Genomic DNA, 23,755 nt, shown 5'->3' with positions numbered 1-23,755 from the left:
GACTACAGGTTCTGTAAAGAATTCATCAACAGACTTATCCACAGGGCACGCCGAGGCAATTTGCCCCTTAATCGCGCTCGGCCAGCACCATCAGGTTGCGCGGCGTCAGCGTGGGTTCGCAGAAGGTGCCCAACTGGACGCTGTAGCCCTGTTCCGCGAGAAACAGTGCCCGATCGAGTACCAGCCACATCTCCAATGCGCGCCGAAACAGGCCGCGCACCAACTCCAGGTTGCGCACTTCGGCCAGGCGGCGCCAGCCGTGGGCTTCCAGCGCTGGCCAATCCTGTTCGCCTGTGGATAAACCTTTGAGGCTTGCCAGTTCGCGGCAGTAGTCGGCGAAGGGTTTAGCCAGCCAACTGGCGGGCAGGGAAGGCGTGGGCAGGTACTCGTCGCAGCCGCGCAGTTGCCGTTGTAGTTGATCAAAGCTGAGGCGCCGGGCCATGGAGGTGTCGCGTTGCTGGCGCACACGGTTGCCGGCGGTGACGGTTTCGCTCAACGGCAGGCCCAGGTCATCAATCGACAGGTGCAAGCGCGAGGCGCGCCCGGCAGCCGACAATGCTTGATAGTGATCGGCGCTGATGCGGTTGTAGCAGCAGGGCGCCAGCGCGAGTTGCTTGCAGCCGGCCGCGCTGGCCACTTGCAGCAGTCGCACATGCAAATCGCCGCACGCATGCAGGGCGACGGGTGTGTGGTCGGGGCTGATGGTTACGTCCGCCATCACATCTTGCAGGCAATGGATGGCGGGCACGCCGTGGTGGTCGCTCAAGGCTTTGCCGGCGGCGATCAGCGCCGGGTCGTATTCCAGGCAGGTCAGTTGTTGGCCGGGTTGCAGCAGGCGGCGGCCAAGGTGGCCTTTGCCGGCGCACCAGTCCAGCCAATGCGCCGGCGTTTGCGCAAACTGCAGCGCTGCGCCGAAGGCTTCGATTTGTTGCCACTTGCGGCCGGGTACGTCGACGTTCAGCCGAGGGCGGGCGGCTTCAAGCGCGCGTGCCGGTAACTTATCCACAGCACTGAGCTGCTGCGCCATTGCGGCCAGTTGTGCAAAAGGCGCGGGCGCAGGCACGTCATGTGGTTGGTTGTGGCTGGCTTCGGCATCGGCCAGCGAGCGCTGGCGCAGCCACTGGGCAAGCTCGGGGTGTTGGGTTTCCCAGGGTAATTGCCGGTGGGTAAAGGGCCGTGGTCGCCACAGCCCTTGGTGCTCGATCAGAAACGCATTCAGCGCCGCAAAGCGTGCTTCAGCGTCCTTGGCAAGCATCGACGCGCAGCCAGCGTTCCAGCAGTTTGAAGCCGCGTACCAGCAGGTAGGAGATCACCAGGTAGAACACGCCCGCGGTGAAGAACATCTCTACGGTCAGGTAATTGCGCGCAATGATGGTCCGCGCCATGCCGGTCAGTTCCAGCAGGGTCACGGTGCTCGCGAGGGAGCTGGCCTTGAGCATCAAAATGACTTCGTTGCTGTAGGCCGGCAGGCCGATGCGGGCCGCGCGCGGCAGGATGATGTAGAACAGCGTTTTGGGCTTGGACATGCCCAGCGCGCGGGCGGCTTCGATTTCACCCGGCGGAATCGCCTGAATAGCGCCGCGCAGAATTTCGGCGATGTAGGCCGCTGTGTGCAGTGTCATGGTGGCGGTGGCGCACCAGAACGGATCGCGCAGGTAAGTCCACATGAAGCTTGCGCGCACGGCATCGAACTGCGCCAAGCCGTAGTAAACCAAAAACAACTGCACCAGCAGCGGTGTGCCGCGAAAGAAGAAGATGTAGGCGTACGGTAACGAGCGCACATACCAGCGCTTGGACGAGCGTGCGATGCCCAACGGAATCGCGAGGATCAGCCCCAAAATCACGGCGATGCTCACCAGTTCCAGGGTCAGCGTGGCGCCCTGAATAAACTTCGGCAGCCACTTATAGATGACTTCCCATTCCATTACGTCGTCCTCACGAAGCCGCGAGCGGCGCGTTTTTCCAGGAAGTGCATCGCCACCATCGACAGTGACGTCAGGCCCAGGTAGATGAACGAGGCGACTAAGTAGAAGGTGAAGGGCTGTTTGCTGACGGTGACTGCGATCTGCGCATGGCGCATGATTTCTTCAAGGCCGATGACCGTGACCAGCGCGGTATCTTTCATCAGAATCAGGAACAGGTTACCCAGCCCCGGAAGGGCGATGCGCCACATCTGCGGCATGATCAAGCGGCTGAAAATACGAAACTTCGACAAGCCCAGCGCCACACCGGCTTCGCGGTGGCCCTTGGGGATAGAAATGATTGCGCCACGTAACACCTCGGTGGCGTAGGCACCAAAACACAGGCCCAAAGCGATCACGCCAGCCGCAAAGGCGCTGAGCGAAAGGTCGGCAATACCGAGCAGCTCACCCACGCTGCGCATCAGATTGATCGTGCCAAAGTAAATCAGCAGCACCCACAACAGTTCCGGCACGCCGCGAACGATGGTCGAGTACGCGCCGCCAAGCCATTGCAGTGGTTTATAGGCAGACGTCTTGGCCAAGGCGCCGGCGAGGCCCAGCACCAGCCCCAGGCAAAGTGCCGTGAGCGCCAGTTTGACGGTCATCAGCGCGCCGGCAGCGAGCGCCGGGCCGAATCCGTAGAGATTGAAATTCATGGTGTTTTCATATCGCGGCAGGCAATGCTAAAGCCTGCGCGCTCAAGCGAGCGCGCAGGGCAGGTGGTTCAGATCATTCGATGCTGAACGGGAAGTACTTGTCGTTGATTTTTTTGTAGGTGCCGTCTGCCTTGATCTCTGCCAGGGCTTTGTTCAGGCGCTCGCGCAGTGGGTCGCCTTTGCGTACGGCGATGCCGATCTTGTCGCTTTCAACCACCGGTTCGCCTTTGAATTCATAGGCCGAACCGTCTTTGCTCTTGAGCCACTCGTACTGCACGTATTTGTCGGCGAGGATGCCATCCAAACGGCCCGACGTCAGGTCGAGGTAGGCGTTTTCCTGGGTGTCGTAAAGCTTGGCTTCGGTGTCTGGCAGTTTGTCTTCCAGGTAAGTACCGGAGAGGGTCGCGCGTTGTGCACCGATGATCTTGCCCTTCAGGTAAGCCGCGTCGGTCTTGAAGTCTGCGGTGGCTTTGGGCGCGATGAATTGCAGTTTGTTGGAGTAGTACGGGTCGGTGAAGTCGACAGCCTGCTGGCGCTCGTCGGTGATCGACAGCGAGGACACCAGGAAGTCGAACTTCTTGGCATTCAGGGCCGGGATGATGCCGTCCCAGTCGGACACATACACTTCGCACTTTTCGACTTTCATCTTGGCGCACAGGGCGTCGCCGATGTCTTTGTCGAAGCCGACCACGTTGCCGCTGGCGTCTTTATTGTTGAAGGGCGGGTAGGCCGCTTCGATCCCCATTTTCAAGGTTTCTGCCATGGCCGTGGCGCTGAATGCCATCGAAACGGTCGCGGCCAGAAGGAATTTTTTATAGTTCTGCATGCAAGGTTGCTCCGTTAGCGGTTGCTGGACATGAATTGTTTGCAGCGCGCCGAAAGCGGGTTGTCAAACACCTGCTGTGGCGATCCTTGCTCTTCGACCAGGCCTTGGTGCAAGAACACCACTTCACTGGAAACTTGACGGGCAAACCCCATTTCATGGGTAACCAGCAGCATGGTGCGGCCCTCTTCGGCCAGTGCGCGGATCACACTAAGTACTTCCTGAACCATTTCGGGGTCAAGCGCCGATGTCGGCTCGTCGAACAGGATGACCTTGGGCTGCATCGCCAGGGTGCGCGCAATGGCCGCGCGCTGTTGCTGGCCACCCGACAATTGCGCGGGGTAGGCGTGGCGCTTGTCGCTGATGCCGACCTTGGCCAGCAGGGCTTCGGCCACTTCTATCGCCTCAGCCTTGCTTTGGCCAAGCACACGGCGGGGCGCCTCGATGATGTTGTCGAGGATGCTCATGTGCGGCCACAGGTTAAAGTTTTGAAACACAAAACCGATTTCGCTGCGCAGGCGGTTGATCTGCTTGCCATCGGCGGCCATCAGCTCGCCGTTTTTTGCAGCCTTGAGCTTGAGCTCTTCGCCGGCGACCAGAATCTGCCCCTGGTGCGGGTTTTCGAGCAGGTTGATGCAGCGCAGGAATGTGGACTTGCCGGAACCGGAAGAACCCAGGATCGAGATCACGTCGCCGTCGCGGGCGGTCAGCGAGATACCTTTAAGTACCTCAAGCTCACCATAGCGTTTATGCAAGTTGCGGATTTCAAGCGCGGGCGCGGCCTCGGCCATGTGCGGTCCTCATTGTGTTCATTGCGTTTCTGCTGCTGGGCCGCCTTCCTGGCGAGGCGCCAAGCTAGCATAGCGTTCGGATGCCAGCCAACAGCGCTGCGCAGGGTTAATCGGGGGTGTGCGGCAGGGTGTCGCATCAGCGCAGCAGCGTGTCGCGCTATCAACAACCCGGCAGCCGATTGAACCCGGAAATCCGCAGGTTTCGCGTAAAAAAGGGCGCGATGGTGCCAGCTTTGGCCGGACGTTGGAAGGGTTAACCGGGCAAACGGTACACATCAGCCCCTTTATGGAGCGCTACGCACTTTTTGTGTGTGTTTTTGGTGCACTTAATCGTTATGGAAGTGGGTCGCACGGTAACGCCATAGCGGAATGCCATTGTTCTCAATGACTTGCAACGATTGTGGGTTTGCCTTGCAGGCCGCGCCGATCAAGGCTCTGTAACATTTTGGCGCAAATCTTGCGTAAAAAATAAAGAACGCCCCGTTGGTTTCTCTACACGAGAAACCTCGCAGGTCGGGCGGACCGTTTTCGCAATTCCTCGTAAAGGTGTGTCAATGAGTAGTACGCAAAGCTCCAATGACCTCGAACAGGGGCTCAAACCGCGTCACGTCACCATGTTGTCGATTGCCGGCGTGATTGGTGCCGGTTTGTTTGTCGGCTCGGGCCACGCGATTGCTGCCGCCGGCCCTGCAGTACTGCTGGCTTACGCCGCAGCGGGTACGCTGGTGGTTTTGGTGATGCGCATGCTCGCCGAAATGGCGGTGGCGTCGCCGGACACCGGTTCGTTCTCCACTTACGCCGACCGTGCGATCGGTCACTGGGCCGGTTTTACCATCGGCTGGTTGTACTGGTGGTTCTGGGTGCTGGTAATTCCGTTGGAAGCCAACGCCGCCGCGACCATCCTTCATGCCTGGTTCCCCGACGTGGCGATCTGGGCGTTTACCCTGATCATCACCTTGCTGCTGACAGCGACCAACCTGTTCAGCGTGAAGAACTACGGTGAATTCGAGTTCTGGTTTGCGCTGATCAAAGTCGTGGCGATTGTGGCGTTCGTCATTCTCGGCCTGGCGGCGATTTTCGGCTTCTTGCCAACCAGCCAGGTCAGCGGCGTTTCGCACCTGTTTGACACTCAAGGCTTCATGCCCAACGGCATGGGCGCGGTGTTGGCGGCGATCCTGACCACCATGTTCTCGTTCATGGGCACCGAGATCGTTACCATCGCGGCGGCCGAATCGAAGAACCCGGGCCAGCAAATCACCAAGGCGACCAACTCGGTAATCTGGCGGATTGGTTTGTTCTACCTGCTGTCGATCTTCATCGTCGTGTCCCTGGTGCCATGGAACGATCCGACGCTGGCTGCGGTAGGTTCCTACCAGACCGTGCTGGAACGTATGGGCATTCCGAACGCCAAGCTGATCGTTGATCTGGTGGTGTTGGTTGCCGTGACCAGTTGCCTCAACTCGGCGCTGTACACCGCGTCGCGCATGCTGTTTTCGCTGGGCCGTCGCGGTGACGCACCGGCTGTGGCCAAGCGCACCAACAAGAGCGGCACGCCTTACTGGGCGGTGCTGTTGTCTACCGGTGCAGCGTTCCTTGCGGTATTCGCCAACTACGTGGCACCGGCGGCCGTGTTCGAATTCCTGCTGGCCAGCTCCGGCGCCATCGCCTTGTTGGTGTACCTGGTGATTGCGGTGTCGCAACTGCGCATGCGCCAGAAGCGTACGGCGGCGGGCGAGAAGATCGTGTTCAAGATGTGGTTGTTTCCCGGCCTGACCTACGCGGTGATGGTGTTCATCGTCGGTACGCTGACCATCATGCTGTTCCAGGAAGCGCACCGCGTCGAGATCATCGCGACCGGAGTGCTGAGCTTGCTGGTGGTGGCGGCAGGGTTGTTTGTGGCGAGCCGCCGCAAGGCGCAAAGGGCTGGCGCTACCGTCCTGAATTGATATTCACCTGTGGGAGGGGGCTTGCTCCCGATGGCAGTGGATCAGTCGGCACATTCGTCGGCTGACACACCGTCATCGGGAGCAAGCCCCCCCCCACTTTTGCTTTTGGCGCCAGTCTTGCGAGTTGGCGAGTGATTCGGACTGTAGGCGAAGGTCCCGATACTTGCGATCAACCTGAAGGAGCGCGCTGCTGAATGCGCTGCTGTCCAAATGTGGGAGGGGGCTTGCTCCCGATGGCAATGGATCAGTCGGCACATTTGTCGGCTGACACACCGTCATCGGGAGCAAGCCCCCTCCCACATTTGGTTTTGGCGCCAGTCTTGGCAGTTGGCGAGTGCTTCGGGCTGTAGGCGAAGGCCCCGATGCCTGCGATCAACCTGAAGGAGCGCGCTGCTGAATGCGCTGCTGTCCAACTGTGGGAGGGGGCTTGCTCCCGATGGCAGTGGGTCAGTCGGCACATTTGGCGACTGACACACCGTCATCGGGAGCAAGCCCCCTCCCAGATTTGGTTTTGACGCCAGTCTTGGCAGTTGGCGAGTGCTTTGGGCTGTAGGCGAAGGTCCCGATACCTGCGATCAACCTGAAGGAGCGCGCTGCTGAATGCGCTGCTGTCCCACTGTGGGAGCAAGCCCCTTTCCACAGTGAGTTTCAGTCTTGCAAGTTGGCGAGTGCCTGCGAGGCTTTTACGTAATCCGCCTGGAACTCGGGCGACTCGATCCAGGCGAGTGCTGCCGCTTCATCATCGGTATCCGTCGCCCACTGGCGATACTCGATCAGCGCTGCGAAGATGAAATCGGTGGCTTCTTCTTCGCCTTCCTGCTCCAGCACCAATGCCAGCAGCGGGTGCGCCAAAAATACCCCGCACAACGCGACCTGGCTGATCTCGCCGGCGGCGCGCATTTCCACAAACAGCTCGGTCAAATCCACCGACTCAAGGTCAATGCGGCTGTCGTCACCGGCAAACGCATCCGGCTTGGCCGCGACGCTGCGCTGGGTACGGTTTTGCTTGGCCTTGGTCTTTGCGCGCTGGGCACGTTTTTGCTGTTTGTTCGGCGAGGCCATGGGCTCACGTCCTTGGTTCAGAATCTGGAGGGTCTATTGAAGCGCAGCTTTGTAGAAATCCCAAGGGATTCCAGCCGTGTTACGTCACGCACTCGCCGGGCGTGCCTTGCGCCAACTTGCCGTGCAGCAGCCACGCCAGTGCGACAGGCCACAACCGATCCTCATATTCACTGCGAAAAAATGCGAAATGCCCGACAGCCTTTTCACCAATGTCTTCCGGTGCAATGCGCAGATGAGTGCGCTCGCTGCCGTCGAAATAGCGCAGTAACCGCTCAATCGCCGCCACCGTGCCGAACGGATCGTCGCTGATACTGATGGCCAGCATCGGCGCCTTTACGCTGCCAAACGGCAAATCACCCAAATCGCGTGCGCTGGGGCGCTTTTCATACCCGGGCGCAAGCGTGCTCCAGTCGCGCACCACGCCCGCCGGAGTATCCTCCAGCCAACCCAAGCGCTTGCCAGGGAAGTAGCCGCACAGCGCCGTCAGCAGCGGCATCGCCACATGCCACTTGGCAAACATCCGCCAGCGGCCTTTTGCCTGGTAATCGCGCCAATAGGCAAACTGCGCGCCCACCGTGACTATTCGCCGAATCACCGCGCCTGACGCGGCCAGCCCCGCTGCACAGCCGCCAAAACTGTGGCCGACCACATCAATCGGCTGCCCGGCAAATTCGCGCTGTGCACGCTGCAACATCGCCTCGAAATCCAGCGCGCCCCACATCGACCACGAGGCCGTAAAGCCCCGTAGCGAGCCGCTGCGTGATTCGCCGATGCCGCGATAATCGTAGGTGATCACGTCGAAGCCGTTGGCAAACAGGTAGTCGGCGAAACGTGAGTAGTGGCGGCAGCGCACGGACGTGGCGGCGTTGATGATCACCACCGCGCGTGCGGGGTCGGTTCGGATATGGCGCCAGCTAAAGCCGCCGATAAGGTAGCCGTCGGCGGCGGGTTCGCGGAACGCTTCTGAGGCAGGTCGAGTGGGCAGTTTCATAGGTCGGCTCGTTTCCAGCGCTTGGGGTGTGGGCCGTGCGCTTTTATAGGCAGTCGAAACTAACAAATTTATTGCGCCAAGGGCGCAGCAATTGCCACGATGCTCGACCTTATCGCGCTGGGTGCATAGGCTTACGCTCCTTTGATCAGTCAGGCTCGGCCCATGACCCGCGACACCCTCGAACACAACCAGATCGCAATCTACTTCGTCGCCGTCCTGCTGGCGGCCGCGTTCGGTGTGTTCGCACCCTTATCAGCCCAAGGCCTCGGCGTACTGGTGACGCCTGCGATTGCGCTGTTGATGTACGCGATGCTCCTGCAGATTCCGTTTCTGGACCTGCGCCAAGGCCTCGGCAACAAACGCTTTATCTGCGCATTGCTGCTGGCCAATTTCATCCTGGTGCCCTTGCTGGTGTGGGCGCTGACTCGTGGCCTGGTGGAGCGCCCGGCCTTGCTGGTCGGCGCGTTATTGGTGTTGCTGACGCCGTGTATCGATTACGTGGTGGTGTTTACCCATATCGGCAAGGGCGATTCGCGGCTGATGCTGGCGGCCACGCCGGTGCTGCTGTTGCTGCAACTGGCGCTGTTGCCGGTGTACCTGAGTTTTATGCTGGGCGCGCAATCCGCCGTGGTGGTGGCGGTGGGGCCGTTTGTCGAGGCGTTCCTGCTGCTGATTATGCTGCCGATGCTGCTGGCGGTACTGACGACGGCCCTGGCGCGGCGCTCAAGCGTGGTCAACCTTTGGAGCAACGCCTGGGCCTGGTTGCCGGTGCCGGCGATGGCGTGGGTGCTGTTTGTGGTGATCGGCTCGCAGATCACCGCAGTGCTGCGCGACGTCGCGCTGTTGTTACCGGTCATCCCGGTGTACGCAGGCTTCCTGTTGCTGGCGCCGCTGGTTGGCGCGTTGGCTGCACGGCTGTTCGCGTTGCCCGCAGGCGCGGCGCGGGCGGTCACGTTCAGCGCGTCGACGCGTAACTCGCTGGTGGTGCTGCCGCTGGCGCTGGCCTTGCCCGAAGACGTGCGCGGGCTGGCCGCGATTGCGGTGGTTCTGCAAACCCTGCTGGAGCTGGTTGGCGAACTGCTCTATATCCGGCTGATCCCGGCGCTGGTGTGGCGCACTGGCCGGTAGGCGCATAAATATTCGGATTTGTTCAGGCGTTATTCAGGCATGCAGTCGGCACCATGGAGCCGGCCCCGCCTACCTGAAGGACATTCGATGGATCACCGCAGCCGTTTTCGCCTGGAGTCGCTGGGCATTTTCCTGATCGCTTTACTGCTGTTCACCTTGGGTATCTGGGATGAGCAACCCCAAGGGTTTGACGGGCGCTGGGCGCTGTTCATGCAGGAAATGTTTCGCCATGGCGCGAGTCTTTTTCCTACCACTTACGGCCAGCCGTACCCGGACTATCCCGGCACTGCGACGTTTGCAAGTTTTGTGTTCGCCAGGCTGTTTGACGCGCCCAACCACCTGGCGAACGTACTGCCGACCGCACTCGCTTCGGCGGGCGTGGTCGCGCTGATCTACCGCCTGCTGGCGCCGTCGAGTCGCCCTTGGGCGTTGCTGACGGTATTGCTCACGTTGCTCACCACTCAATTGCTCGAAAAGTCGCGCTCGGTGTGCCTCGACCAGATGGTCGCGTTGCTGTGCATAGGCAGCTTCTACCTGCTGCACAGCGGTGAGCGTCTCGGTTCACGGGTCAGGCAGCTTGCCGTGTTCCCGCTGTGGGTGCTGGCCTTCGCGATTCGTGGGCCATTGGGGCTGATTGAGGTGTGCGGCGTGGTGTGCGTGTATTGGGCGCTGGGTCGGCCAGGTGAGCGGGTCAAGCAGGTGTTGATCCATGGTTTCGCGGGATTGGTGTTGCTCGCGGCGTGCTGGTGGGTCTTGATGAAGTTGGCGCGAATCAGCGGCGGCGATGCGTTTGCCGATGAAGTGTTCAAGATGCAGGTCGGCGGGCGCCTCGATGAGTCCGGCGAGCCGTTTTACTTCTACTTCCAGCTGAGTTTGTACCGTTACTTCCCCGTGGTGCCGTTGGCGCTGGCGACGATGGTTGCGCTGCGCCATCGCTGGTCGCAGCGTTGGGTCGATGACGACGTGCAACTGCTGGCTCGGCTCGGCGCCTGCGGGCTGATGATTTTGCTCGGCCTGTCGGTGCCGCACTTCAAACGCGCTTATTACATTCTGCCCATGGTGCCGATGTTTGCTGCTGTCGCCGCCTATGGGCTGCTCCAGGCGCAAAGCTGGCTTGTCGGCGTGCGCAGATGTTACGAATGGCTTGTGGCAGCGCTACCGGCATTGTGCGTGGTGGTGCTGTTTATCTGCCGACACACCTGGCAGAAACACGGCTACTGGCCCGAGGTTTCATTGCCGCTGCTGATCGGCGCGCTTCTGGTGTTGCAAGTCGCGGCGTTGATCGCCTGGCGCAATACGCTGCGCCTGGTATGGCTCAGCCTGATCGCACTGGCGGCGCAATGGCTGTTGCTGGTGACGGTGATCGAGCCGGCCAAAGACCTGCAATTCGACACGCGCAAGTTCGTCAGCCAAGTGGAGGCGCTGCGTGACTCGCAGCCAGGGCCGCTGGTGTTCGTCAACCTCGGCCGTGACACCTGGGCGGTGCGCTACATGATGAACCTGGACCACGATGAACAGCCGCTGTTTGTTACGGGCAGTGAGCTGGAGAAATTGGACACGTTGCCACGGCCGTCCTGGGTGATTGTGTCGCGCAAGGAGACTGCGCTGCTGAAGGGCACGCCGATGGAGCAGCAGGCGCCACGCTTTGAAGGGCGGCTGAACGACAATCCGCTGATGGTGTTTCTACTCAAGTAAGCAGTTGGCTCAGTGTCTCGACATCATGCCTCGGGGCGCCGGTCATCGGGAAAAAGGGGCGCGGAGCAAAGCCAAATAACCACTAATGAGGGCTGAAGCCCCGTTAATACGGGGTTTCGTTGGTTTTTACCATTAACTTGCGCGCTTATTTTTATCGCACTAACTATCAAGTTAATCGATTAAGCGCCGATTCACGGGCATCCCGAAAAATCAAAGGCACACACGTAATGAGCGCAAAGTGGTTGGATAATTTGAACGTCAGCAAGAAGCTCGGGCTGGGCTTCGCCGCTATTTTGCTGGGTGTGCTGACCGTCACCGCCATCGGTTACTCCAGCACCAACCTGCTGATCGAGCGCCTTGGCAAGAGTGGCAAGGTCTCCGAGATCAAGGCGCATGTGCTGAATGCCCGCATCGTCGCCCAGGCTTACGCCACCGGGCCGAGTGCTGCTGGCGTGCAAGCCTACAGCGGTGCGCTGGATACGCTGGGCCGCAGTGTCGATGAAGGCATTGGGGTGTTCTCCGTGTCGAGCAACCTGGCCAAGCTGCGTGACATCAAAGAGCAGGTTGGTGGCCTTAAGCAGACGTTCGATCAATTGGTCAGCATCAATCAGAAAATCGATGAGGCCTTGAAGCCCTTGATCAAGGTTTCGGACGAGGTCAGTGCCACGTTCGAAAACCTGCTGCAAAAGACCATTGACGACACCGTGCGTGCCCCGGATGAAGCCGGCATCAAGCAAGTCAAGATCGCTGGCGACTTGCGTAACGGCATGACCAACTTCCGGTTGGTGTTTCGCCGCTATCTGAGTGTGCCGTCAACCGATAACCGTCAAGCGACCTATAACTCGGCCGACGCGCTGATCGCACAGGTGGCGGCGGCTCGCAGCGAATTGCCAAGCCAGGCGAACGCCGCGGTAGACACCGCGCTGAACGCGCTCAAACAGTACAAGGTGCTGATGGCGTCGATCTCGGAAATGCTGCAGCAGGCCGATCAGGTGCGCGGCAAACTGCAACAGCAATCCGTTGCAACCGCTGTCATAGCCGATGATTTGGCGGCGCAGCAGATGGTCAGTGCCAAAAAAGAACAGAACACCGCTGTCGTTCAGTTGTTGAGTGTCGCGTTGGTGGTCTTGCTGATGGGTATTTTTGCTGCGTTCGTTATCACCCGCCAGATAACCCTTCCATTGAACGATACGGTCATTGCCGCGCGCCGAATTGCTGACGGTGACCTGACCCAGGACACCCTCACGACCCGTCAGGACGAACTGGGATTGCTGCAGAACACCATGCAGCACATGACCGTTTCCCTGCGCGGCTTGATTGGCGGCATCAGCAACGGTGTCACGCAGATCGCTACAGCGGCCGAGCAGTTGTCGGCTGTCAGCGAGCAGACCAGTGCGGGCGTCACCCTGCAAAAAAGCGAAGTCGACCAGGTCGCCACCGCCATGAACCAAATGGCCTCGACCGTACAGGAAGTCGCGCGTAACACCGAAGACGCTTCGCAGGCTGCCAACCAGGCCAGCGAACGTGCGGCGCATGGCAGCAGTGTGGTGCAGCACGCCACGCGGGAAATTGGCCAGTTGGCCGGTGAAGTGAAGCAGTTGGGCGCCGCCATGCAGCGCCTGACCGAAGACAGCAGCAAAATAGGCAGCGTGATTGACGTGATCAAGGCCGTCGCTGAGCAGACCAATCTGCTGGCGCTTAACGCCGCCATCGAGGCAGCACGCGCCGGTGAGCAAGGTCGCGGTTTTGCCGTAGTGGCCGATGAAGTGCGCTCGCTGGCCCAGCGTACCCAGAACTCCACGACTGAAATCGAAGCGCTGATTCAGACCCTGCAACAGGGTACAGGCGCAGCATCAGTGCTGATGGATGCCAGCCTGCAACGCACCGAGGGCACCGTGGTGTTGGCTCGTCAGGCTGAGCAGGCATTGGTTGAAATCAATCAGTCCATCGGCACGATTGAACAGATGAGCCACCAGATTTCCGCCGCTGCAGAGCAACAGAGCGCCGTGACCGATGAAGTCAATCGCAGCGTGCTCAGCGTGCGTGACATTGCTGAACAGTCCGCCTCCGCAACCGAGCAGAGCGCCGCATCGACTGTCGAGCTGGCACGCTTGGGCAGTGATTTGCAGAGCATGGTTGCGCGTTTCAAGATTTAACTAGCCACAGCCAGGCGCCTCGTGACGCGGTCACGAGGCGATCGGCCACGAAGGCAACGGCTGGGAACTGCAGAAAGCAAAAAACCCGCACCAGGCGGGTTTTTTGTGTGTTTCAGATGACGTTTGCACCACCTGAAACTAATGAGTGGTGCCCAGAGACGGAATCGAACCGCCGACACGGGGATTTTCAATCCCCTGCTCTACCGACTGAGCTATCTGGGCAACGGGGCGCATTAAACTGGTTTTTCAGGGGGTCGTCAAGCAAGTTTTCAAAAAATATTTAATTATTACCGTCGCTTACGGGCCAACCCCGGAATTTGATCAATTATTCAGCAGGCGGCACGTAGCCGTCGGCCTTGGCGTAATCCTCGCCGGAAAAGAACTTGTCCATCTCGCCTTGCAGGTATTTGCGGTCTTCGGCGTTCATCATGTTCAGGCGCTTTTCGTTGATCAGCAGGGTCTGGTGTTTTTGCCAGTCGGCCCAGGCTTGGGCGGAGACGTTATCGAAAATGTCCTGGCCCTTGGCGCCGGGGAACGGTGCGCGTTCCAGGGCGGGCAATTCTTCGTGGTACTTGCGGCAGATGATGGTGCGGGTCATGACGGAACTCCTGCGTTCAATACTTCGGCTGCGCGTTTCAGCAGTTTTTTAACGGGGGCGGCAAGGCCCAGGCGCGGCGGGGTGGCGAGGTTATACCAGAGCCAGTCGGCCTCGGCCACGTGATGGGCGGATTCCTCGACGTGCACCAGCCAGGGCTCGATGGCCAGTTGGAAGTGACTGAAGGTGTGGATCAGCCCCGGCAGGGCGTGTGGCTTGCCCAGTTCCAGTGCGTGCTGGTTGGCCAAGTGTTTCAGGTCGTCGAGGTCGTCGAGTTCCGGCAGGCTCCACAAACCGCCCCACAAGCCCGTGGAAGGGCGGCGGTACAGCAGAATCGCGCACTCGGCATTCGCCAGCAGCGGCATTAACGTACGTTTTTGCGGGATGGTCTTGCGCGGTTTGGGGATCGGGTAACGCGTCTCCAGGCCGAGCATGTGGGCTTCGCAGCCTTTTTCCAGCGGGCACAGCAGGCAACTGGGTTTGCTGCGGGTGCAGAGCGTGGCGCCCATGTCCATCATCGCTTGGGTATAGGCGTTGACGCGGTCGTGGGGCGTGAAGCGCTCTGCAGTGGCCCACAGCTGCTTGGCGACCTTGGGTTCGCCTGGGTAGCCTTCTTGCGCAGTAAAGCGCGCCAGTACGCGTTTGACGTTGCCGTCCAGGATCGGCGCGCGCAGGCCCATGCTCAGGCTGGCGATTGCACCGGCGGTGGACAGGCCGATGCCGGGCAGTTCGGTCAGTTTTTCGACGTCCTTGGGAAACTCGCCGCCGTACTCGGCGACGACGATTTTCGCGGTCTTTTGCAGGTTGCGCGCGCGGGTGTAGTAACCCAGGCCGGTCCACAAGTGCAGCACTTCATCTTCCGGCGCGGCGGCCAGCGCTTCGACCGTTGGCAGGGAGGCCATGAAACGGTCGAAGTAATTGAGCACGGTGCTGACCTGGGTCTGTTGCAGCATGATCTCCGACACCCACACCCGGTAAGGCGTGATGCCCTGTTGCCAGGGCAGGTCATGGCGGCCGTGGCGGTCGTACCAGTCCAGCACCGCCTGTGAAAACTGCTCGTTTCTCATCGCTTGAACAGGCCCTTCAGAGCGTCTTTCAATTGTGGATTAACCTTGTCGAGTTTCTCTTCAAGTTTTTCGCCGAGCTTGTTACCGGCCGCTTTGATTGCGACCTGGCTCAAGCCGTCCTTGTCCAGGCGGCATGCCTTGGCGCCCAGTTCCAGCGGGCCACGGCAGCGCAGCGGCACTTCGATGCCCTGGAAGTTGCTGCCGACCTGGCAGGCCGGGTCCGGCACGTCGCGCTGGTCACCTTCGACTACGATGCCAACGCGGTAATCCATGCCCAGCACGCGCAGGTCCACATCACCGTTGCCGTTGACGCTCAGCCCCGGAGTACGCACTTTCAGGTCAGGGTTGCTCGCCACGCCGTTCACGAAGGTCAGGTTGCCGCGCAGTTCCTGGAACGGCGTGTCTTTGCCTTGTGGCGTGTTGCTCAGGGTTTTGCGGTTGAGCAGGGCGATGCCGGTGCACAGTTGTTGCTCAATGTTGGCGTTGAGCAACGCGCCGTTATTGATCACAAAACTGGCGGTGCCGTTGAGGCTGTCGATCAGCGCCTTTTGGCTGTTACCACGGCCGTTGAGGTTGCTGTCCAGGGTGACCTGGCCTCTCACCGGCGGGGTTTGCCCTTGGGCTTGCAGGATACGTTCAACCGGCACTTGCTTGATGCGGGTTTGCAGCGCCAGCAGCGGAATGTCCTGGCGCACATCGAGTGTGCCGTTAGCCTGGAAGGTGCCGTTGTAGAGGCCGCCGCTGAGGCTGTCGAGCTTGAGTTGGCCATCGATGCCGGACGCTTTGAGCACGGCATTCTGAATCGGCAGCTTGCTCAGGGTCAGTTGGCCGAAGGCCAGGTCGGCATCCACGTCCAGCGTGCGCAGGCGCGTCAGCGGCAGCAACTTGTCGGTGCTCCAGGCGGCCTTGGTCGGCGCTTCGGGCAACGGCGTGGTGCCACCGGCGGCCATGGCGCCCGCTTCGCTGTTTTGCACTTCGGCCTGACGTGCCGCCGCTACACCTTTGGCGGATTCGGATTTGGCCGGCAAGTAGTTGTCGGCGTTGAATGTGTCGCCCTTGAGCTGAACGCGCAGCGATTGCTTGGCGAAATCGTCGATGGCGACGCGACCGGTGAAGGCGCTGCCATCGAGTTTCAGGTTCAGGTCTTCCAGCGCCACGCTGGTCGGTGTGCCCTTGAGGCGGCTGACCAGCTCGACTTTGCTCAAGCTGCCCGCGGCCATAGGCGGCAGCGGGTGGCCGACGCTGTCGAGAAACTTGGCCAGGTCAAACTGGGCAATCGACACGGCGCCGCTCAGTTGCGCGGTTTTGTTCAGGTCGTTGACCTTCAGCTCGCCCAAGGCGCGCAGTTGGTTGGCCGACAGCTTGATATTCGTCAATTCGGCGATGTTAGCCGCCAAATCCACCAACAATTGCCCTTGCGTCGCGAAGGTTACGGTCTTGCCTTGCAACGGCTCGCCGGTGGCTTCGCCGCTGAGCTTGATGTCTTCGAACTGATAGCGCTTGAGGGCACGCTGAATGCGCAAGTTGCCGTTGAGCTCGGTTTTGACGCGCATCAGCGGCTGGTTGCTGCCAAGGAACGCGGTGAGTTTCAGCGGAATGCTCGCGCCTTCGTGTACGGCACCGGCGCTCAACTGGATGCTTTCGGCGCTGTACTGCTTGCCGGTCTGCTCATCGTTGTATTCAACGCGGGCGTTGTTGATGGTCAGGCTGTCGATGTCCAGGCGGATCGGCTTCGGCGGTTTTTCCGGTTCGGGTTCGGCAGGCTGCTCCACGGCAGTGGCGGCGGGGGTGCCGGCAGGCGTTTCGGTGACGTTCTTGCCAATATCTTCCCAGTTGCCATGGCCTTGCATGTCTCGGTTGAGGCGCAGGTTGAGGCCTTCGACGCGTACGTCGCTCATCTGCACTTCGCGGCGCAGCAGCGGCAGCACGCGCACCGACAGGCCGAGCATTTGCAAATCGGCAAACGGCTGGCTCGGGTTGGTCATGGTGGCGACCGTGGCTTCGTGCAACTCAAGGCCAAGCCAGGGGAACAGGCTCCAGCCGATGTCGCCATTGAGCGTCAGCTCGATGTGGGCCTTGTCTCGGGCTATCTGGCGAATCTCGTCTTTGTAATCGTTGGGATCGAAGAGGTGGGTCAGGGCAAAGCCCAAGGCCACAATGATCAGCAACAGCCCGAGAAGTACCAGACCCAGGATTTTGCCGAACGCTTTCATGGGCGAGTCCTTGTATGTCGATTTCAAAATTTAGCCGCAGAGTATAACGCCCGACGGCGTGCGTCAGTTCATGCATCGTTACATTGTATCCAGCACCAGCAAAACGGGATCTTGACGTCAAGCAAATCAGGTTTCTTGAAAAAGGTGATGTCAGTTTGGTTTTTCTGTCATCCACTGGTGCTAATCTGCGCATGTTCGTCTGTCGTATGCGACACATCGTCGCGCTTGAATGGAGCTTTACTCAACACTAACGGCCAACGCTTTGCGTGCAAGGCCGAGGGAGAGAGTGCCTGACGGACACATACTAATAACTGGGGGAAACACCAATGAGCACCAGCACTGCGGCCAGCGTTACCGCCGCGCAGCCTGCGTTCCTGTCCAAGGAGCGCATTATCGCCAAGCCAGGGTTCAACCGTTGGCTGGTTCCACCGGCCGCCCTGGCCATTCACCTTTGCATCGGTATGGCCTACGGCTTCTCGGTGTTTTGGTTACCACTGTCCAAAGCATTGGGCATTACCAAACCGGTTGCCTGTGCGCCGGACATGAGTTTTATCTCGCAAGTCTTTTCTTCCCAGTGCGACTGGCCCATCTCCATGCTGGGCTGGATCTACACCTTGTTCTTCATCTTCCTGGGCTGCTCGGCAGCGATCTGGGGTGGTTGGCTGGAACATGCCGGGCCGCGTAAGGCGGGTGTTGTATCGGCCCTGTGCTGGTGCGGCGGCCTGTTGATCTCGGCGCTGGGTATTTATACCCACCAGATCTGGCTGATGTGGATCGGCTCCGGGGTTATTGGCGGTATCGGCCTTGGCCTTGGCTACATTTCGCCGGTGTCGACCCTGATCAAGTGGTTCCCGGACAAGCGCGGCATGGCTACCGGCATGGCGATCATGGGCTTTGGTGGCGGCGCAATGGTCGGTGCACCTTTGGCGGCAGCGCTGATGGGGCATTTTGCTTCGCCAACCAGCGTGGGCGTGTGGCAGAGTTTTGCCGTGATGGCCGCGATCTACTTCGTGTTCATGATCGGTGGTGCACTGTCCTACCGCGTGCCGCCGACCGGTTGGAAGCCTGAGGGCTGGACCGCACCGGCGAAAAAAGCCAGTAACGCGATGATCACTCATCGTCACGTGCACGTGAACGTGGCGTGGAAAACCCCGCAATTCCGCCTGGTATGGCTGGTGCTGTGCCTGAACGTGTCTGCGGGTATCGGCATCCTCGGCATGGCTTCGCCGCTGCTGCAGGAAGTGTTTGGCGGCAAGCTGCTGGGTGTTGATGTGCCGTTTGGCCAACTGGATGCCGGGCAATTGGCCTCCATCGCGGCCATCGCGGCAGGCTTCACTGGTTTGTTGAGCCTGTTCAATATCGGTGGGCGGTTCTTCTGGGCGTCGTTTTCCGACTACCTGGGCCGTAAAAACACCTACTTCGTGTTCTTCGCATTGGGCTTTGCCCTGTATGCGCTGATCCCGAACCTGGGGCACTTGGGTAACGTGGCGCTGTTTGTGGCGGCGTTCTGCGTGATTCTGTCGATGTACGGCGGTGGTTTTGCGACGGTTCCGGCTTACCTGGCCGACCTGTTCGGCACCCAGATGGTCGGCGCGATCCATGGTCGTCTGCTGACCGCATGGGCGGCGGCGGGCGTGTTGGGCCCGGTGCTGGTGAACTACCTGCGTGAGTATCAGTTGAGCATCGGCGTTGACCGCGCTGCGGCCTACGACATCACCTTGTACATCCTCGCGGGCCTGCTGGTGCTGGGTTTCATCTGCAACCTGCTGGTTCGCCCGGTGGCCGACAAGTACTTCATGACCGATGCCGAGCTGGCTGCCGAACAGGCGCTGGGCCATGACAAAGGCGCCGACGCCAGCACTGTGCTGGAGTGGAAAGCAGCGCCCGGCAGCAAGCCGCTGGCGATTGCGGCCTGGCTGGTGGTGGGTATTCCGTTGGCGTGGGGTGTGTGGGTGACCCTGCAGAAAACCGCAGTGCTGTTCCACTAATACTGCAAAACCCAGTGTGGGAGCGGGCTTGCCCGCGATTGCATCACCTCGGCCTAAATGACTGACCGAGGTGCCTGCATCGCGAGCAAGCCCGCTCCCACAGTTGTATGCACATGTCTATCGCCGACACTCCATCAGTCTTATCCCCTTCGATGTTTCTGTTTAGCGCCCGCGCCCCTATAATGGCTGCCTTTTTCGCCCAATGATTTTGCGGAGCTGGTGATGGCCGAACGTAAGGCGTCCGTCGAGCGCGACACTCTGGAAACCCAGATCAAAGCCTCGATTAACCTGGATGGCACCGGAAAGGCCCGATTTGATATCGGTGTTCCTTTTCTTGAGCACATGCTGGACCAGATCGCCCGTCACGGGCTGATCGACCTGGATATCGTCAGCAAGGGCGACCTGCATATCGACGACCACCACACGGTGGAAGACGTAGGCATTACCCTCGGCCAGGCATTTGCCAAAGCCATCGGCGACAAAAAAGGCATCCGTCGCTACGGCCACGCCTATGTCCCGCTGGACGAAGCGCTGTCGCGCGTAGTTATCGACTTCTCTGGCCGCCCAGGCCTGCAGATGCACGTGCCCTACACCCGCGCCACCGTGGGCGGCTTCGACGTCGACCTGTTCCAGGAATTTTTCCAGGGCTTCGTTAACCACGCACTCGTCAGCCTGCACATCGACAACCTGCGCGGCACCAACACTCATCACCAGATCGAAACCGTGTTCAAGGCCTTCGGCCGCGCGCTGCGTATGGCCGTGGAGCTGGATGACCGCATGGCCGGGCAAATGCCGTCGACCAAGGGCGTTCTGTAATGCAGACGGTCGCGGTTATCGATTACGGCATGGGTAACCTGCACTCGGTGGCCAAGGCCCTTGAGCACGTAGGTGCAGGCAAGGTGCTGATCACCAGCGATGCCAAGGTGATTCGCGAAGCCGACCGGGTGGTGTTTCCGGGCGTCGGCGCGATCCGCGATTGCATGGCCGAGATCCGCCGTCTGGGCTTTGACAGCCTTGTGCGTGAAGTCAGCCAGGACCGCCCGTTTCTCGGCATCTGCGTGGGCATGCAAGCCTTGCTCGACAGCAGTGAAGAGAACGGCGGCGTTGATTGCATCGGCGTGTTCCCTGGCCAGGTGAAGTTCTTCGGCAAGGGCCTGCATGAAGACGGTGAACACCTCAAAGTCCCGCACATGGGCTGGAACGAGGTGCGCCAGAGCGTGGATCACCCGTTGTGGCACAACGTGCCGGACCTGGCGCGCTTCTACTTTGTGCACAGCTATTACATCGCCGCCGGCAACCCGCGCCACGTAGTGGGTGGCGGGCATTACGGCGTCGATTTCGCCGCTGCACTGGCCGATGGTTCGCGCTTTGCCGTGCAGTTTCACCCGGAGAAGAGCCATACCCATGGCCTGCAATTGCTGCAGAACTTCGCCGCGTGGGATGGCCGCTGGTAAATGGCGAAGCAGCCGAAGCCGCCGATCTTGAGCCTCACGCCCGAACAGGAACGTGAGGCTACGCTCAAGATCAAGCGCTTCATGCAGGACCGCTTCGAGCTCACGCTGGGCTCGTTCGAGGTCGCCGAGCTGCTTGAGCTGTTCACCACCGAAGTTGCGCCGCACTATTACAACAGGGCGATTTTCGACACGCAGACGCTCCTTAAAGAAAGGTTCGAAAGCCTCGAAAGCGACCTGTGGGCTTTAGAAAAAAGCAGCTGAAAGCCTCAAGCTGCAAGACTTAATACGCGTGCTTGCTTGCAGCTTATAGCTCGCAGCTTGCAGCTCTTTGACGAAGGAAAAGCATGCTAATCATCCCCGCTATCGATCTCAAGGACGGCGCCTGCGTACGTCTGCGCCAAGGCCGCATGGAAGACTCCACCGTGTTCTCCGATGACCCGGTGAGCATGGCTGCCAAATGGGTGGAAGGGGGCTGCCGTCGTCTGCATCTGGTGGACTTGAACGGCGCCTTCGAAGGCCAGCCAGTCAATGGCGAAGTGGTCACCGCGATCGCCAAGCGCTACCCGAACCTGCCGATCCAGATCGGCGGCGGCATTCGCTCGCTGGAAACCATCGAGCACTACGTCAAAGCGGGCGTGAGCTACGTGATCATCGGCACCAAGGCGGTCAAAGACCCGGCGTTCGTCGCCGAAGCCTGCCGCGCCTTCCCGGGCAAAGTCATCGTCGGCCTGGACGCTAAAGACGGTTTCGTCGCGACTGACGGCTGGGCTGAAATCAGCACCATTCAGGTGATCGACCTGGCCAAGCAGTTCGAAGCCGACGGCGTGTCTGCCATCGTTTATACCGACATCGCCAAAGACGGCATGATGCAGGGCTGCAACGTACCCTTCACCGCGGCTTTGGCGGCGGCCACCAGGATTCCGGTGATCGCTTCCGGCGGTATCCACAATCTGGGCGACATCAAATCGCTGCTGGACGCCAAGGCGCCCGGCATCATCGGCGCCATTACCGGCCGCGCGATTTACGAAGGCACCCTGGACGTCGCCGAAGCTCAGGCTTACTGCGACAGTTACGGCAGGTAACAGCTGCAAGCGGCAAGCTACAAGCTGCAAGTAAATGCGGATTTGCTTCTACTTGCGGCTTGCGGCTTGCGGCTTGTAGCTTGCCGCTTGCCGCTATTAATCGGAGATTAAGTCCATGGCGTTAGCCAAACGCATCATCCCTTGCCTGGACGTCGACAACGGTCGCGTGGTCAAGGGCGTCAAGTTCGAGAACATCCGCGACGCCGGCGACCCGGTGGAAATCGCCCGGCGCTACGATGAGCAAGGTGCCGACGAGATTACCTTTCTCGACATCACTGCCAGCGTCGACGGCCGCGATACCACGTTGCATACCGTCGAGCGTATGGCCAGCCAGGTGTTTATCCCGCTGACCGTGGGCGGTGGCGTGCGCACTGTGCAAGACATCCGCAACCTGCTTAACGCGGGCGCGGACAAGGTTTCGATCAACACCGCGGCCGTGTTCAACCCCGAGTTCGTCGGCGAAGCTGCGCAGCACTTCGGTTCGCAATGCATCGTGGTCGCCATCGACGCGAAAAAAGTCTCCGGCCCCGGCGAAACGCCGCGCTGGGAGATTTTTACTCACGGCGGTCGCAAGCCGACCGGCTTGGACGCGGTGGAATGGGCGATGAAGATGGAAGCCCTGGGCGCCGGTGAAATTCTGCTGACCAGCATGGACCAGGACGGCATGAAAAACGGCTTCGACCTGGGCGTAACCCGCGCCATCAGCGACGCGCTGGGCATTCCGGTGATCGCGTCCGGCGGTGTCGGTAACCTGCAGCACTTGGCCGACGGTGTGATCGAAGGCCACGCTAGCGCGGTGCTGGCGGCGAGTATTTTCCACTTTGGCGAATACACCGTTCCAGAAGCCAAGGCCTACATGGCGGCGCGCGGTATCGTCGTTCGCTAAACGCTGCTGGACACCATGGCAGGCGCGCGGCACTCTCTGCGCTTGCCATGGACTCCGGTAACTTTCATGTTCAAACACCTGCTGCTCGCGTTCGCCAGTGCCTCCATTCTTTTCGCAGGTTCGGCGCATGCCGAAGAACCGTCCGACGCGTCACTGGTGTTGCTGACGGAAAACTTCCCGCCCTACAACATGGCGAAAAACGGCAAGAACTTCGCCAAGGACGAGAACATCGAAGGCATCGCCGTGGACATCGTGCGCGAGACCTTCAAGCGTGCAGGCATTTCCTACAACCTCACCCTGCGTTTTCCTTGGGCGCGAATCTACAAACTCGCCCTGGAAAAGCCCGGTTACGGCGTGTTCGTGATGGCCCGGCTGCCGGACCGTGAAGCGCTGTTCAAATGGGTCGGCCCCATCGGCCCGGACGATTGGGTGCTGTTGGCAAAAGCCGACAGCACGATCCAGTTGAGCGACCTTGAACAAGCGCGCCGCTACAAGATCGGCGCCTACAAGGGCGACGCCATCGCCGAGACCCTCGAGAAACAAGGCCTCAACCCGCTGGTGGTGTTACGCGACCAGGACAACGCGCAAAAGCTGGTGGATGGCCAGATTGATCTGTGGGCCACCGGCGATCCTGCCGGGCGTTACCTGGCGCGTCAGGTTGGCGTCACCGGGCTCAAAACCGTGCTGCGCTTTAACAGCGCCCAGCTTTACCTGGCGCTGAACAAGGATGTGCCGGATGAACAAGTGGCCAAGCTTCAGGCCGCGCTGGACCAGTTGCGTAAAGACGGCGTGATCGACGAGATCATGGCGCGCTATCTTTAGTTGTCAGCCGCCACGAAGGGCTGGATCAAAAGCGCTGTTGTGGGAGCGGGCTTGCTCGCGATGCGGGCGGCTCGGACCATCAGGCGTGCCGGGTTGATGCCATCGCGAGCAAGCCCGCACACAGTTGACCGCGTTCGGTTTGCGATGAGGTAATTGGTCTTGGTTGTCTTGATTTAGCGGTAAATACCGTTCTTGCCATGGCCTGATTACTGCGCACGCTGATCATCAACTTAATATCAATCCAGCTTGGGTAACTCGCGCTCCAGCACCGCCAGGTTGCGCAAAGACGGCGTGATCGACGAGATCATGGCGCGTTATCTTTAGTTGTCAGCCGCCGCGAAGGATTGGATCAAAAGCGCTGTTGTGGGAGCGGGCTTGCTCGCGATGCGTGCGGCTCGGACCATCAGGCGTGCCGGGTTGATGCCATCGCGAGCAAGCC

The 23,755-nt window shown here is 60.2% G+C and carries 21 protein-coding genes, 1 tRNA gene and 1 pseudogene; 12 read left to right on the top strand and 11 right to left on the bottom strand.

All coding sequences use genetic code 11. The features are described 5' to 3' along the window. Nucleotides 1-67 precede the first annotated feature (67 nt). The 5 genes from ACOZK9_RS13465 to ACOZK9_RS13445 all read right to left on the bottom strand — a co-directional run bounded on the left by ACOZK9_RS13465 (nucleotide 68) and on the right by ACOZK9_RS13445 (nucleotide 4,231). Nucleotides 68-1,255 (bottom strand): methyltransferase, encoded by a 1,188-nt coding sequence (locus tag ACOZK9_RS13465; RefSeq protein ID WP_421555995.1) that lies wholly within the window; start codon nucleotides 1,253-1,255, stop codon nucleotides 68-70. Further along, the gene (locus tag ACOZK9_RS13460) at nucleotides 1,236-1,925 is read right to left on the bottom strand and encodes an ABC transporter permease (RefSeq protein ID WP_058413123.1); all 690 of its coding nucleotides are present in this window, start codon (nucleotides 1,923-1,925) and stop codon (nucleotides 1,236-1,238) included. The genes ACOZK9_RS13465 and ACOZK9_RS13460 overlap by 20 nt, the downstream gene beginning before the upstream one ends. After that, complete coding sequence (locus tag ACOZK9_RS13455) at nucleotides 1,925-2,617, bottom strand: ABC transporter permease (protein ID WP_421555994.1); 693 nt, start codon at nucleotides 2,615-2,617, stop codon at nucleotides 1,925-1,927. The genes ACOZK9_RS13460 and ACOZK9_RS13455 overlap by 1 nt, the downstream gene beginning before the upstream one ends. A gap of 73 nt (nucleotides 2,618-2,690) precedes the next feature. Continuing rightward, on the bottom strand, nucleotides 2,691-3,443 hold the full coding sequence (locus ACOZK9_RS13450; protein ID WP_421555993.1) for an ABC transporter substrate-binding protein: 753 nt from the start codon (nucleotides 3,441-3,443) through the stop codon (nucleotides 2,691-2,693). A gap of 14 nt (nucleotides 3,444-3,457) precedes the next feature. Beyond that, nucleotides 3,458-4,231, bottom strand: a complete 774-nt coding sequence (locus ACOZK9_RS13445; RefSeq protein ID WP_058413126.1) for an ABC transporter ATP-binding protein — start codon at nucleotides 4,229-4,231, stop codon at nucleotides 3,458-3,460. 554 nt (nucleotides 4,232-4,785) lie between these two features. On the opposite strand from ACOZK9_RS13445, the gene gabP reads away from it, so the two are divergent. Next, on the top strand, nucleotides 4,786-6,177 hold the full coding sequence (gene gabP, locus ACOZK9_RS13440; protein ID WP_058413127.1) for a GABA permease: 1,392 nt from the start codon (nucleotides 4,786-4,788) through the stop codon (nucleotides 6,175-6,177). Nucleotides 6,178-6,825: 648 nt separating this feature from the next. Here gabP and ACOZK9_RS13435 read toward each other — a convergent pair. Beyond that, a complete protein-coding gene (locus tag ACOZK9_RS13435) occupies nucleotides 6,826-7,239 on the bottom strand; it encodes a hypothetical protein (RefSeq protein ID WP_122251991.1) in 414 nt (137 codons plus the stop codon). Between the two features lie 79 nt (nucleotides 7,240-7,318). Continuing rightward, complete coding sequence (locus tag ACOZK9_RS13430) at nucleotides 7,319-8,230, bottom strand: alpha/beta hydrolase family protein (protein ID WP_421555992.1); 912 nt, start codon at nucleotides 8,228-8,230, stop codon at nucleotides 7,319-7,321. 162 nt (nucleotides 8,231-8,392) lie between these two features. Here ACOZK9_RS13430 and ACOZK9_RS13425 point away from each other — a divergent pair, with 162 nt between their 5' ends. The 4 genes and pseudogenes from ACOZK9_RS13425 to ACOZK9_RS13410 all read left to right on the top strand — a co-directional run bounded on the left by ACOZK9_RS13425 (nucleotide 8,393) and on the right by ACOZK9_RS13410 (nucleotide 13,209). After that, nucleotides 8,393-9,358, top strand: coding sequence for an arsenic resistance protein (locus ACOZK9_RS13425; protein WP_421555991.1), 966 nt, complete (start codon nucleotides 8,393-8,395; stop codon nucleotides 9,356-9,358). A gap of 87 nt (nucleotides 9,359-9,445) precedes the next feature. Beyond that, complete coding sequence (locus ACOZK9_RS13420; protein ID WP_421555990.1) at nucleotides 9,446-11,053, top strand: ArnT family glycosyltransferase; 1,608 nt, start codon at nucleotides 9,446-9,448, stop codon at nucleotides 11,051-11,053. A gap of 227 nt (nucleotides 11,054-11,280) precedes the next feature. Next, a pseudogene (locus ACOZK9_RS13415) lies at nucleotides 11,281-12,303 on the top strand (methyl-accepting chemotaxis protein); the annotation flags it as partial. Between the two features lie 33 nt (nucleotides 12,304-12,336). Continuing rightward, on the top strand, nucleotides 12,337-13,209 hold the full coding sequence (locus tag ACOZK9_RS13410) for a methyl-accepting chemotaxis protein (protein ID WP_421556066.1): 873 nt from the start codon (nucleotides 12,337-12,339) through the stop codon (nucleotides 13,207-13,209). Between the two features lie 146 nt (nucleotides 13,210-13,355). Here the strand turns inward: ACOZK9_RS13410 and ACOZK9_RS13405 are convergent. The 4 genes from ACOZK9_RS13405 to ACOZK9_RS13390 all read right to left on the bottom strand — a co-directional run bounded on the left by ACOZK9_RS13405 (nucleotide 13,356) and on the right by ACOZK9_RS13390 (nucleotide 17,084). Further along, nucleotides 13,356-13,431: transfer RNA gene (locus tag ACOZK9_RS13405), tRNA-Phe, on the bottom strand. A gap of 103 nt (nucleotides 13,432-13,534) precedes the next feature. After that, complete coding sequence (locus ACOZK9_RS13400; RefSeq protein ID WP_058413133.1) at nucleotides 13,535-13,807, bottom strand: oxidative damage protection protein; 273 nt, start codon at nucleotides 13,805-13,807, stop codon at nucleotides 13,535-13,537. Then, on the bottom strand, nucleotides 13,804-14,871 hold the full coding sequence (gene mutY / locus ACOZK9_RS13395) for an A/G-specific adenine glycosylase (RefSeq protein ID WP_421555989.1): 1,068 nt from the start codon (nucleotides 14,869-14,871) through the stop codon (nucleotides 13,804-13,806). Before mutY ends, ACOZK9_RS13400 begins: the two co-directional genes overlap by 4 nt. Next, a complete protein-coding gene (locus ACOZK9_RS13390) occupies nucleotides 14,868-17,084 on the bottom strand; it encodes an AsmA family protein (protein ID WP_421555988.1) in 2,217 nt (738 codons plus the stop codon). The genes mutY and ACOZK9_RS13390 overlap by 4 nt, the downstream gene beginning before the upstream one ends. Before the next feature lie 326 nt (nucleotides 17,085-17,410). Here ACOZK9_RS13390 and ACOZK9_RS13385 point away from each other — a divergent pair, with 326 nt between their 5' ends. From ACOZK9_RS13385 to ACOZK9_RS13355, 7 genes are all read left to right on the top strand, one after another. Then, nucleotides 17,411-19,072: an OFA family MFS transporter gene (locus tag ACOZK9_RS13385; RefSeq protein WP_058413136.1), complete on the top strand. Its 1,662-nt coding sequence runs from the start codon at nucleotides 17,411-17,413 to the stop codon at nucleotides 19,070-19,072. 222 nt (nucleotides 19,073-19,294) lie between these two features. Beyond that, nucleotides 19,295-19,888 (top strand): imidazoleglycerol-phosphate dehydratase HisB, encoded by a 594-nt coding sequence (gene hisB, locus ACOZK9_RS13380; protein ID WP_003218037.1) that lies wholly within the window; start codon nucleotides 19,295-19,297, stop codon nucleotides 19,886-19,888. After that, nucleotides 19,888-20,526, top strand: a complete 639-nt coding sequence (gene hisH, locus ACOZK9_RS13375; RefSeq protein ID WP_058413137.1) for an imidazole glycerol phosphate synthase subunit HisH — start codon at nucleotides 19,888-19,890, stop codon at nucleotides 20,524-20,526. The genes hisB and hisH overlap by 1 nt, the downstream gene beginning before the upstream one ends. Beyond that, a complete protein-coding gene (locus ACOZK9_RS13370; protein WP_152751557.1) occupies nucleotides 20,527-20,787 on the top strand; it encodes a DUF2164 domain-containing protein in 261 nt (86 codons plus the stop codon). 83 nt (nucleotides 20,788-20,870) lie between these two features. Then, nucleotides 20,871-21,608: a 1-(5-phosphoribosyl)-5-[(5-phosphoribosylamino)methylideneamino]imidazole-4-carboxamide isomerase gene (hisA, locus tag ACOZK9_RS13365; RefSeq protein WP_058413139.1), complete on the top strand. Its 738-nt coding sequence runs from the start codon at nucleotides 20,871-20,873 to the stop codon at nucleotides 21,606-21,608. Between the two features lie 115 nt (nucleotides 21,609-21,723). Next, nucleotides 21,724-22,494, top strand: coding sequence for an imidazole glycerol phosphate synthase subunit HisF (hisF, locus tag ACOZK9_RS13360; protein WP_017138643.1), 771 nt, complete (start codon nucleotides 21,724-21,726; stop codon nucleotides 22,492-22,494). Between the two features lie 66 nt (nucleotides 22,495-22,560). After that, a complete protein-coding gene (locus tag ACOZK9_RS13355; protein ID WP_122251984.1) occupies nucleotides 22,561-23,316 on the top strand; it encodes a substrate-binding periplasmic protein in 756 nt (251 codons plus the stop codon). Nucleotides 23,317-23,755 lie beyond the last annotated feature (439 nt).

The sequence above is a fragment of the Pseudomonas kitaguniensis genome (assembly GCF_049199985.1).
GTDB lineage: Bacteria > Pseudomonadota > Gammaproteobacteria > Pseudomonadales > Pseudomonadaceae > Aquipseudomonas > Aquipseudomonas kitaguniensis.
Note: the sequence above shows the minus strand (reverse complement) of the source record. Positions and strands in the feature narration are given on the sequence as shown.